Origin of the sequence: Facklamia sp. P12945 (assembly GCF_050409485.1) — a bacterium.
In the GTDB taxonomy this organism is placed as follows: Bacteria; Bacillota; Bacilli; order Lactobacillales; family Aerococcaceae; genus Facklamia.
In genome coordinates this window covers 1-10,371 of record NZ_JBNUPJ010000031.1, presented here as the reverse complement: position 1 = coordinate 10,371, position 10,371 = coordinate 1, and the positions used below count along the sequence as shown (strand labels likewise).

Below are 10,371 nucleotides of genomic sequence, written 5' to 3'. Positions count from 1 at the left end.
AGCCCTCTAAATCACCATAGGTTGGTGATTTAGAGGACTTTGTCTACAGTCTGAGCAACTAGCCTATGCTAGTTGCAAAAAGAATTATTGACAGTGATTCTGACGTAATTGTTGAGCGGCTTTAGACATATTTGTTAATTTGGCTTCGATTATTTCTTCAGGATTTAACGGACGATTGGCAAATGTTGCAAAGCCACAATCCGGATTCAGCCAAATTCTCTCTGGTGGCAAGAACTCTAACGCTTCTTCAGCTAGAGCCATAATTTTTTCAACTGATTCAACCTCATCTGATCGCGGATTAATGACACCTAAGCCTAGTATAATTTTCTCATCTAAAAAGTTATTATAAAATAACTTGGATATTTCACCAGCTCTTGGGGTTGAAAACTCAAGAGCCAACATATCGACAGTTAATTTATTAAAGAAGCTACCTAATTTATCGTACGCTCCCTCTAATAATACACTCTCATCTTTTGTCCAATTTCCTCGACAAACATGGACAGCTGATAAGCAACCTTCCAAACTATTTATTTCATCTAGAACAGGTTGAATAAGAGACTGAGCAAACATTAATTCTTGGTCAACCTTGACCTTTGCAGATAAGGTTCCTCAGTAGAAGGAGGTATCCCCTTGGGCTCTTTGAAAAACTACCTCTGAAAGAATCGGTTCATCAATTTGGATGACGCGCGCCCCATTATCATATAAACGATGAATGGTATTTTTCAATAATTCAACAACATCTTTACCCAATTGACGTCTACTCGCATAAGCTTGATCACTTACTCCTTCTACCCACATTGATCGGGTTAAAAGGTATGGACTAGGAAGAGTGATTTTATAAGGTTTATTAGTTAAGCTTTTAATTAACTCCTGCTCTTGAGTACATAAATCGGCTTCCAAATCGAGCTTACCGACACAGACTGGACTATTCATTGAGTTATCTGAAGCATCCATCTCTTCTAAGGATTGCACATAATCCTCATTATTTCCAAGCAAGTCATTAATTTCCTCTGTAGAAAAAAGTTCGATACCTTCAACTTTTTCAGCAACATAAGACATAAAATTATCTCTTGAAATTTCTCCACTTACAACTACATCAATGCCCGCACGCTTAAAGAGGTCCATGACCTCTTTAGTTTCGTCATGAACCAGCTGATTGTATTTATCACACTCACCAAAATGTTGACAAGCTTCCTTGGCAGCGAGTAATTGAGGCGACCGTGGCATCGATCCAATTAATGTCGTTGTAAACGGCTTAAAGGTCGTTTCCATTATTTTACCTCACATTCTTTTTTAAGGTTCAATTACTAATTCACTTTCAGTTAAAATATCAACAACTTCACGCATTGTTGTAATTTGACCAACCATAATATACTTTTCTACTTCATAGTACTCAGTGCAAATACCGCATGAAAGAACTTTGGTTCCTTTATCTTCCATTGCTTTCAAATCTTCAATTGAGTCTGAGCCCTTGCAAGCTAACTTAACAGCTTCACCATATAAAAGGATATGCTTTGGCGCTTTATCAGTGTTAGCTAGCGTATTTAAAAAACCTTTCATCAAATTTTCTGTTAGAGGTTTTTCACCTTCACCCATACCAGTACCACGTAGAACGATATCATAAGCTTTTGACATGTGATTAATCTCCTTTTTGTTTATTTATAAACTTAGTATACTCGATAAAATTTTAAATATTAAATTAGATTATTAAATAAATAACCGTCATTTATGAAAAATTTATATATATAATTTTTTTAAACATACTTTCATATAAAAAAGCTATACTAATAGAGAATAACTTTGCAGAAGGAATCTTTATAGGACTGATTATCGTAAAGGTTTAGAAGAAGTGGGTGCCAATACACAATTTTTAACAGAACTTAATCCTGAATACCTTCAACATTATAGTCAGCTTGCTGCCATCTTAGCAAAGCCCTCGGCTCCAGATGCAGTTACTAAAGAGTTAATTATTCTTGCTGTTGCTATTAATCAACGCTGTGAGACATGTATTGCTGTTCATGTTGATCAATACATAAAAGCAGGAGGAAATTACGAGCAATTATCGGATTTAGACAATATTGCTATTCTTATGGATGGTGATCCAGGTATGGCCTTTGCCGGTAAGGTGTTAGATTGCTTCGATCGGTTTTTAAAATATATTAAAAAGCCAGAGGCATTTGCTCTGGCTTTTTAAGCATAATGAAAATTTATTGAAAAATAGTTTGAACCAATACCATATACAAAACTGTTCCTCCCAAAATGGAAAAGACAGTAGAATGTCGCCATTTATGTAAAACGAATACCAAAAAGCAAGATATTATAGCCGCTATCGTTCGCTGAGAAGTATAGGCAATATCTTTAAATGAATAAATCAATAAGATTGTCATAATGGCATAAGGAAAAACTTGCCCCAAATAAATAATCCAAATAGGAGTTTTCCTTTTGAAAATAATAAAGGGAGTAGCTCTAATAGTGATTGTCACAATGACCATAACGACAATCAACATGATAGAATGAAGGTTAGACATAATCTGGTTGGCCTCCTTTAAGTCTATTTTCAATTAGTAGAAAAGCAATGACAACAAGCATTGACGGCAGCATAAAATTATCTGGTCCAAATATTATGAAAAATATAAACCCAACAGTCATCCCTAAAAGAGCAGGCTTGTGATTATTGGTAGCTTCCCACTGATTGAGAACGACGACAAAAAACAATGCTGTTAGAGCAAAATCAATGCCCTCCGTTGAAAAAGGTAAGAGATTCCCTACTAAACTACCCGCTACACTACCAAGAGTCCAATACATATGATTGAGTACTGTGACATAAAGGGAATACTTCTCACGTTCAATTCCTTCAGGTAAGTGGTCTGTACATACCAAAGAAAAAGTTTCATCCGTAAGGCCATGAATTAAATAGAGTTTGCGCCAACCTTTTATCTTTTTGTATCTTTCCAACTGACTAATACCATAAAATAATAAGCGAAAATTAACCATAAAGGTTAAAATAACTGTAGCAAATAAGCCAGTGGATGAAGAAAGAATGACTGGTGCTAAAAACTGGATAGACCCTGAGTAGACAAAAAAGCTCAAGCATAATGCCCAAATCCAACCAAAGCCTTTAGCCTGCATCATAATACCAAAACCTAAGGCTAGCATGAGATAAACGATACCAATTGGCAATGTCTTTTCAAAGGCATATCTCCAATGTTTTTTATCCATTTTCTAACTCCTTTAACTTAATGACGTAAAGTAGCTTTAATACGCTCAGGCTTAAGCAAGATGTTAAGCGCTGAATGAATATTAGGTGCAATAATATCGGCATTACGAATACTAACAGTGGATAGCCCTTCATTTCCTATAACAGCTATTGATAAAGCAGCTACACTCATCATTTCTCCATCGTTATAGCCATTGCCTATACAGGCACAGCTTTTAGAATCTAATTCTTCAAGCAGTAGTTTCTTGGAGATAGCTGCTTTACTCGAAGGAAAGGTAGCCAGTTCAACTGGAAGTTTTTGACACTGTTGTTTAACAGTTCCATAGGTATCAGCAGTGGCGATAAAAATTTTAACATTTTCTGAAAGACTCGAAAGAAGTTCTTCCACTCCTTCAATTAATTTCCCGTCTTCAGCGATGGTGCCGTTAAAATCAATAATCACATTAGAAATTTTGATCACTCCATTACCTGGAATTTCGTATTTTATCATCTTTATCTCCTTAAACACATCTTTATTTGAGACTGAAACGCAGAGCATTTGTAAGCGTTTTCTCGAATGCTTTTAAAAATAAGATTACGTATTAAAAATACTGAAACGCGCTCACTTATAAGTATACTATTATTTAATCAAATATCTCTTAAATTTGAATGAAAAGTCCCTAAGAAAGTTCTCATATACTTTCACTAGACAAATTAAAACGACCTCTATTAAAAATAGAGGTAGATTTAGTTCTCGATACTCATTTAGTGGTTTTCAATTTTTAAATTGAATAAGTTCGCGTTAAAGCGTATTCGACGACTAAATAAAAAGTGAATAAGCTTATTACAATAATAGCTCCCTTTTTAAGTACAATTTTCACTTCAGGATCCGTTCTATAATAACGCGCTCGACTAACTATCCCTTTCTCTATATTATTTAATTTATTCTCTGGCAATTGTTCCATATAATCTAATTTTGAATCAATATCATCTTCACCCTCATAACCATGTATTTTAGACAGCACAGACACGGTTGAATAATCGTTCTCCTTATAAATAATATAAGAATCATATATCGGTTTTACTAGTAAATACGCAAGTGTACTGATTATTATAAAAAAGAATAAAGCTCGAATCTTAAAATTTGAAAAACATTTCATTTTTCTCCTCCTTATTGCTACTCTTTCATATTTTCAAACAGCTATTAGAATAAAAAGCCCGATTTACTTATTATAAACTCAAAAAGTAGATATGGAATTATTAACATTGATATAAGAATCCCACCACGTTTCAAAATAATTTGTTCTTTGGAGACCCCATGAAAATAATGAGCCAAATCAATTTTAGCTTCTTGATCATAGGTGAAATTTTTTGACGGTTGCTTATCAATAAACTCTAGTACAGGATCTGATTCCTCTTCTCCGTCATAACCATAAGCCCTAGCAATTAAAGTAACCGTTTCTAAATTATTTTGTCTCTGTTCGTCCATCTGCTGCAAGTATCGATCCACATTTTGATAGGCAAACAAGAAAATTAAGATTGAGATTAAAGCTATTCTTATTCTTGTGTCTTTTAACAATTTCATAAAAGCGCCTCCGAAGCATTTAATGCTATCCTACCAGTTTTGTAAACGTTTTTCCATTAAAATTTTTCTTTCTTATTATCTTTTAATAAAATCATTTTATTTATTAAATTGTTCTGTCATTATTTATTATTTTTTCTAATAAATTTAAAGCTAAACTTGCTAAATCATTGATACAAATGTATTAATAAAGACTATAAATAAATTTTTAAGATTGTTTTTCAATTTGAATAGCGAGGTAAGCTTACGTAAAATAGGGATGTTGAACAATATTTAATGTTACAAACTTATAAGAGAGGATTATCCAATATGTTAATCGACCTACATATGCATGAGAAGACATTTTCACCCGATAGCTTTATGAAAATTGAGCAGATTGTCGAAAGAGCCAAACTAATCGGACTTGATGCCGTTTGTATTACAGACCACGACTCAATTGGTTTCATGACTTTAGTTGAAGAGGCTCAACAACGTCTCGATTTTCCAATCTTTGTGGGGGTGGAATATCTAACTACTGAAGGCGATGTCTTAGCCTATGGAATTGACGAATTGCCTGAGCCGGGCCTATCAGCTCAAGAATTCATTGATTACGTGAATAAAAAAGGTGGAGCTTGTACAGCCGCTCATCCCTATCGTAATAATAACCGAGGCCTTGGTGACCATATTTATAAAGTTAAAGGCCTTCATGCAGTTGAAGTGTTAAATGGCAATTCAACTTTAGAAGAAAATCAACAAGCCTTTATTACAGCCAAAGAACACGGTCTACAATGTGTTGGTGGAAGTGATTCTCATCATTTTGGCCAAGTAGGCGTTTACGCGACATATTTTCCTAACCAGGTTTCAACTATCCATGAACTTGCTCAAGAATTAAAAAAAGGAAACTGTCAACCAGTTATGGTTAAGGGCCATCAAATTATCGAAACAGTCACTGCATAAGCAGAAAAAGAGCTAGCTCAATGTACTGACCCCCTAAAGTTGGACCATGAAATCCAACTTTAGGGGGTCAGTACATTATGCAGATCTTTTTTTGTTAGTTTTTTTATGTATGGCTGGCATGAAAATTTCTCCTCCTCTGTCTTCAAATTAAACGAAAGCCAAAAAGGCTGGACTTAAAAAGAGGGATAAAATAATTGATACAAAAGTTAGTTTAGAAGCCAAAGCGACATCTAAATCGTATTTAGCCGCTAAAATAGGCGTGGTAGCCCCGGCGGGCATGGTCGCCATCACCACACACATACCTGCTATTTGCTCATCTACTTGCAGAAATTTTAAGCTCAGTAAAACGATTAAGGGTATAAGTAGCATTCTAACACCTACAAACCGTATAACCGCTTTCTCAAAAAGAGCCTCCATTTTAACCGAACCAATAATTGAACCGATGGTAATCATGGATAAAGGAGTAACTGTGCGACTCAAACCATCAAAACTATTCATGATAAAGCTTGGTATAGGAATTTGGCTTAAGCCCAGCACCAATCCAAAGATAACTGCCAAAATCATTGGGTTTTTTATAAAAGAAAGAAGCGTCTCTTTAAAACTCTTTTCTTGTTTTACTAATAAAGAAATACCAATTGTATAGGTAAAAATGCGGTGAGGTATTAAATAAACGGCGGCTAAAATAGCGCCTAATTCACCAAATAAGGATGTAACGATGGGTAATCCAGCAAAACCGGCACTGTTACAAAGGGTCGCATAATGTAAAATTTTAGCTTGTTTTTCCGGCAAATCCCGAAAAAAGAAGCCGCCGAAAAGGGTTATCGTTGTATAAATAATAGTAGCAATGATTAAAGTTTGAAAGCTTAGCTCAATAATGTTCCAAGTTATATTAAAAAACGACTTAAAAATAAGTGCGGGAACAAGTATCTCAACAATTAATTTAATTAAAGCTGGACGATTCTGATCCGTAATCATTCTTTTTCTATAGGCTAGCACACCTGCTAAGACATAAACAATTAGAACTAATTGGATGCTCAGCATCTCAAAAAAAGTTGCCATTAATGATCCTCCCTATACCTTTTTATTAACCCCCTCATCTTAACATAGTTGGTTTGCAAACTGAATATCTTTCAAACACTTTCAAGGCATCGATCAATGAAAATATTATTTCTTAAGCTTTGCCATAAAACGCTCGATATTCACAACAATTCTTTGATGAGTTGCTTGACCAATTAATTGTTCTTTATCATAAGCTTCCATATCTAAAGTGAATACTCTTCCTTCTCTTTTACATTTTGTAATAATAATCTCAATTTCGCTCATAGTCGAACTCGCTTTTAAATGTTTGACTTCAAGAAAGATACCTACTGTGGTTTCTAAAGTTGTATCTTCAATATTTTTCTGACAAAGCTCATAAGCTGCATTTTCCATGTAAGCAATCATCGAAGGTGTCGATAAGACTTCTAAAGCACCTGATCCAATTTTAGCAGCTGAATGTTCATTCTTTACAGAATATTTTTTGAAAAATTTTGCTTTCATTTTTATCCTCCTAAATTTTTTTCAGTAAAATTATAGCATACAGATAGGGCTAGTTGTTTTTCCTAAAGAATTAATAGAGGATTCCTGTATTATATTTGCATCCAGCCTCATTTATGGTAATCTTTTAAAGATTCTATTTTTACAAAAATAAGCGAAAGGAGTCCTAAACTATGCCACAAAACTTCTGGCAAAACTTACCCAAACCCTTTTTTGTTTTAGCCCCTATGGAAGATGTAACCGATGTTGCTTTCCGACATGTTATTGCTAAAGCTGGAAGACCTGATGTTTTCTTCACTGAATTTACTAATTCTGAATCCTACTGCCATCCTCTAGGCAAAGAATCCGTACGAGGTCGTTTAATCAAAACTGAAGATGAACAACCCATAGTAGCCCATATATGGGGTGACCGGCCTGAATTCTTTGAACAAATGGCGCATGGAATGGAAGAAGAAGGCTTCGCAGGTGTCGATATTAATATGGGCTGTCCAGCACCTAACGTCTTTAAACATGGTCGTGGGTCTGGTTTAATTTTAAGACCACAACTAGCTGCTCAATTAATCCAAGCCAGTAAAAAAGCAAACCTTCCTATTTCAGTCAAAACGCGTTTAGGCCATCATCAAGTGGAAGAATATAAAGAATGGCTGAAGCATTTATTTGAACAAGGTATTGCCAACCTCTCCATACACTTAAGAACAAAAACAGAAATGTCTAAAGTGCCCGCTCATTGGGAACTAATTGGGGAGATTAAAAATTTGCGTGACCAATACGCCCCACATACCCTCTTAACTGTAAATGGAGATATTGCTGATCGGCAACAAGGAATGGAGTTATACAATACTTATGAGATGGACGGTATTATGATTGGCCGCGGTGTTTTTCAAAATCCATTTGCTTTTGAAAAAGAACCTCGTCATCATTCTGCTAAAGAATTGATTGATCTTTTTCGCTATCATTTGGATCTCTTTGATTATTACGATCTCCACCCTTTCCCTGCTTTAAGAAGGTCTTTTAAAATCTATTTAAGAGAATTCAAAGGAGCACACGAATTAAGAGTCCAACTAATGGAAGCAGAGGATTCCATCCAAGCGCGTGAAATACTCATTGATTTTGAAAAACAACACTTATTATAGAAAACACCTAACTAACAGCTTTTTATAGTTATAAACAGCTTATCATTCCAAACCGACATTAAAAATGTTAAACTAAACTCAAAGGAAGGTGGCTTATATGTCAAAAAAAAAATGGATAGTAATCGCTTTTGCACTTGTTTTAATTGTCGCTTCTAGCTTATCGAAAGTTTATAATGAACCCACTGATATTACCTACAGTGAAAAATGGGCGAATGAAAGACTAAACTCCTTGCTAGGCATTGGACAAGATTATATAGAAGAAATTCGAGAAGATGGCTCTGTAGATCAACGTATTCTAGTTATCCCAATTGAAGGAGTGATTGGAATAGCGTCTCCTACTTATGATCAGCAACTTATTATGGATACCATCGAACAGATTCGAACGGATGAATCTATTAAGGCTGTTTTATTCGAATTAAATACTCCAGGTGGAGGAGTATACGAAACCCGTGAAGCTTATGACTTATTTAAGGAAGTGATTGCCGAAAGAAAGATTCCTGTTTATGCTTCTATGGGGCAAGTAGCCGCATCAGGTGGCTTCTATTATGCCATGTTAGCCGATAAAGTTTATGCTACTCCTGAAACAATCACTGGCTCAATTGGAGTAATTATGTCTGGTTACAATATGAGAGAGCTTTATGACAAAATAGGTGTTGAACCCTATGTTTTTAAATCTGGAAAAATGAAGGATTTAGGCTCGAGTGCACGTAAAATGACTAAGGAAGAAGAGGAAGTATTCCAAGAATATATTGATGAAGCCTTTAATCGTTTCGTTCAAGTGGTTGTCGATGGTCGTGATATGTCAGAAGAACGGGTGCGTGAGCTAGCAGATGGTCGTATTTATACCGCCAAGCAAGCTAAAGAAAACGGCTTGGTTGATGATATTCTATACTATCGTCAAGTAATCGATCTTATTCGCGAAGAAAATGACTTAGCAAATGCTCAAGTTTTTGAAAAAGCAGCCCCTCAAGACCAATTTGCCTCATTCTTCCCTACATTTATGAAATCAGAAGATAATTATGCAAAACAATTTGATCAAGTTCTTAACCGTGTAAAAGAAGAAGTTCTTCCTCAGATTGAGTACCGCTGGGAAGGTGGTAAGTAATATGACATCAGTTAAATTAGATAAAGAAGAACTTAAGACGCTTTTAAATCATTCAAAAGAAGAAAAAAAAGATTCAACTAAAGTTATTGAAGAAGTTCCTCAAGATAGTACAGTCATTATTGAAGAGCAAACGTACCACTCTAAGGACAACAATATAACAAAAAATAACTCGTCTTCTTTAAATTCTAGTCAAGCAAATCATTCCGGACTCAATCCATTCAGCAATCATGCAGCAAGAGAGGAAGCTTTCAAAGAGACTAAGCAGTCTGACATTGATCCTATTCAAATGAAAATTGCTGACCAACAACTGAGAGAAAATGGCTACGACTATCTTCCTAAGGAGGTTTATGCTGGGTTCTGGCTTCGTTTAGCAGCTTATATGGTAGATTACCTATTCATTCTTCTCCTGACTAACCTTATAACGAACATTGTAGGAGAAATGAATAAAGACTTATTGTGGGGTGTTTTACCTATGTTCTTTAACTTAGCTGTATTTTGCCTTTACTTTTTCCTAATGACTTTCGGTCTGAATGGCCAAACACCCGGAAAAATTTTATTTAATTTAAGAGTTGTGCCGATTAATACCCAATCGAATAAATTAAATATATCCACTTTATTAATGCGTGAATTTTTTGGTCGTGTTATTTTCTACTATGTACCATTTATTGCTGTCATCCTTATCTTCACAAGCAAACATCAGCACCCTTTAGATATGCTGACTGATACGACAGTGATTAATGAACGTTATCTAACTGCCTTTGCTAAGTGGAAACTCGTTTAAAACAAATAAAAATCACTACGCTATCTTTAGCGTAGTGATCAGACTGAAGACAAAGTCCTTTAAATCACCAACCTATGGTGATTTAGAGGGCTTTTTGATATA

Annotated in this window: 14 protein-coding genes; 5 read left to right on the top strand and 9 right to left on the bottom strand. The window is 35.1% G+C overall.

Annotated elements, in window-relative coordinates:
- Positions 1 to 84: 84 nt before the first annotated feature.
- A complete protein-coding gene (locus ACQV2X_RS08220) occupies positions 85 to 1,272 on the bottom strand; it encodes a cobalamin-independent methionine synthase II family protein (protein ID WP_428874536.1) in 1,188 nt (395 codons plus the stop codon).
- Between the two features lie 21 nt (positions 1,273 to 1,293).
- On the bottom strand, positions 1,294 to 1,635 hold the full coding sequence (yedF, locus tag ACQV2X_RS08215) for a sulfurtransferase-like selenium metabolism protein YedF (protein WP_428874535.1): 342 nt from the start codon (positions 1,633 to 1,635) through the stop codon (positions 1,294 to 1,296).
- A 214-nt stretch (positions 1,636 to 1,849) separates the two neighbouring features.
- Between yedF and ACQV2X_RS08210 the strand changes: the two genes are divergently transcribed.
- The gene (locus ACQV2X_RS08210) at positions 1,850 to 2,194 is read left to right on the top strand and encodes a carboxymuconolactone decarboxylase family protein (protein WP_428894418.1); all 345 of its coding nucleotides are present in this window, start codon (positions 1,850 to 1,852) and stop codon (positions 2,192 to 2,194) included.
- Positions 2,195 to 2,207: 13 nt separating this feature from the next.
- Here ACQV2X_RS08210 and ACQV2X_RS08205 read toward each other — a convergent pair whose 3' ends face one another.
- From ACQV2X_RS08205 to ACQV2X_RS08185, 5 genes are all read right to left on the bottom strand, one after another.
- A complete protein-coding gene (locus tag ACQV2X_RS08205) occupies positions 2,208 to 2,528 on the bottom strand; it encodes a branched-chain amino acid transporter permease (protein WP_428874533.1) in 321 nt (106 codons plus the stop codon).
- A complete protein-coding gene (locus ACQV2X_RS08200; protein WP_428874532.1) occupies positions 2,521 to 3,219 on the bottom strand; it encodes an AzlC family ABC transporter permease in 699 nt (232 codons plus the stop codon). The genes ACQV2X_RS08205 and ACQV2X_RS08200 overlap by 8 nt, the downstream gene beginning before the upstream one ends.
- A 17-nt stretch (positions 3,220 to 3,236) precedes the next feature.
- Positions 3,237 to 3,707 carry an HAD family hydrolase gene (locus tag ACQV2X_RS08195; RefSeq protein WP_428874531.1) on the bottom strand — a complete coding sequence of 157 codons (471 nt, stop codon included), beginning with the start codon at positions 3,705 to 3,707 and terminating at the stop codon, positions 3,237 to 3,239.
- 271 nt (positions 3,708 to 3,978) lie between these two features.
- A complete protein-coding gene (locus tag ACQV2X_RS08190) occupies positions 3,979 to 4,356 on the bottom strand; it encodes a hypothetical protein (RefSeq protein WP_428894417.1) in 378 nt (125 codons plus the stop codon).
- 44 nt (positions 4,357 to 4,400) lie between these two features.
- Positions 4,401 to 4,781 (bottom strand): hypothetical protein, encoded by a 381-nt coding sequence (locus ACQV2X_RS08185; protein WP_428874529.1) that lies wholly within the window; start codon positions 4,779 to 4,781, stop codon positions 4,401 to 4,403.
- Positions 4,782 to 5,087: 306 nt separating this feature from the next.
- Here ACQV2X_RS08185 and ACQV2X_RS08180 point away from each other — a divergent pair, with 306 nt between their 5' ends.
- Positions 5,088 to 5,714 (top strand): PHP domain-containing protein, encoded by a 627-nt coding sequence (locus tag ACQV2X_RS08180; protein WP_428891986.1) that lies wholly within the window; start codon positions 5,088 to 5,090, stop codon positions 5,712 to 5,714.
- 147 nt (positions 5,715 to 5,861) lie between these two features.
- Here the strand turns inward: ACQV2X_RS08180 and ACQV2X_RS08175 are convergent, their stop codons facing one another.
- A complete protein-coding gene (locus ACQV2X_RS08175) occupies positions 5,862 to 6,773 on the bottom strand; it encodes an AEC family transporter (RefSeq protein WP_428874527.1) in 912 nt (303 codons plus the stop codon).
- Between the two features lie 105 nt (positions 6,774 to 6,878).
- Entirely contained in the window at positions 6,879 to 7,253 is a 375-nt protein-coding gene (locus ACQV2X_RS08170) for a thioesterase family protein (RefSeq protein WP_428894416.1), read from the bottom strand.
- 170 nt (positions 7,254 to 7,423) lie between these two features.
- On the opposite strand from ACQV2X_RS08170, the gene ACQV2X_RS08165 reads away from it, so the two are divergent.
- The 3 genes from ACQV2X_RS08165 to ACQV2X_RS08155 all read left to right on the top strand — a co-directional run bounded on the left by ACQV2X_RS08165 (position 7,424) and on the right by ACQV2X_RS08155 (position 10,269).
- Positions 7,424 to 8,383 carry a tRNA dihydrouridine synthase gene (locus ACQV2X_RS08165; RefSeq protein WP_428893463.1) on the top strand — a complete coding sequence of 320 codons (960 nt, stop codon included), beginning with the start codon at positions 7,424 to 7,426 and terminating at the stop codon, positions 8,381 to 8,383.
- A gap of 97 nt (positions 8,384 to 8,480) precedes the next feature.
- On the top strand, positions 8,481 to 9,488 hold the full coding sequence (sppA, locus tag ACQV2X_RS08160; RefSeq protein ID WP_428885300.1) for a signal peptide peptidase SppA: 1,008 nt from the start codon (positions 8,481 to 8,483) through the stop codon (positions 9,486 to 9,488).
- 1 nt (position 9,489) lies between these two features.
- On the top strand, positions 9,490 to 10,269 hold the full coding sequence (locus ACQV2X_RS08155; RefSeq protein ID WP_428894415.1) for an RDD family protein: 780 nt from the start codon (positions 9,490 to 9,492) through the stop codon (positions 10,267 to 10,269).
- The last annotated feature ends 102 nt before the right edge of the window (positions 10,270 to 10,371 follow it).

Coding starts and splice junctions, on each gene's coding strand:
- yedF (WP_428874535.1), bottom strand. CDS start 1,635: ATGTCAAAAGCTTATGATATCGTTCTACGTGGTACTGGTATGGGTGAA.
- ACQV2X_RS08205 (WP_428874533.1), bottom strand. CDS start 2,528: ATGTCTAACCTTCATTCTATCATGTTGATTGTCGTTATGGTCATTGTG.
- ACQV2X_RS08200 (WP_428874532.1), bottom strand. CDS start 3,219: ATGGATAAAAAACATTGGAGATATGCCTTTGAAAAGACATTGCCAATT.
- ACQV2X_RS08195 (WP_428874531.1), bottom strand. CDS start 3,707: ATGATAAAATACGAAATTCCAGGTAATGGAGTGATCAAAATTTCTAAT.
- ACQV2X_RS08190 (WP_428894417.1), bottom strand. CDS start 4,356: ATGAAATGTTTTTCAAATTTTAAGATTCGAGCTTTATTCTTTTTTATA.
- ACQV2X_RS08185 (WP_428874529.1), bottom strand. CDS start 4,781: ATGAAATTGTTAAAAGACACAAGAATAAGAATAGCTTTAATCTCAATC.
- ACQV2X_RS08180 (WP_428891986.1), top strand. CDS start 5,088: ATGTTAATCGACCTACATATGCATGAGAAGACATTTTCACCCGATAGC.
- ACQV2X_RS08175 (WP_428874527.1), bottom strand. CDS start 6,773: ATGGCAACTTTTTTTGAGATGCTGAGCATCCAATTAGTTCTAATTGTT.
- ACQV2X_RS08170 (WP_428894416.1), bottom strand. CDS start 7,253: ATGAAAGCAAAATTTTTCAAAAAATATTCTGTAAAGAATGAACATTCA.
- ACQV2X_RS08165 (WP_428893463.1), top strand. CDS start 7,424: ATGCCACAAAACTTCTGGCAAAACTTACCCAAACCCTTTTTTGTTTTA.
- sppA (WP_428885300.1), top strand. CDS start 8,481: ATGTCAAAAAAAAAATGGATAGTAATCGCTTTTGCACTTGTTTTAATT.
- ACQV2X_RS08155 (WP_428894415.1), top strand. CDS start 9,490: ATGACATCAGTTAAATTAGATAAAGAAGAACTTAAGACGCTTTTAAAT.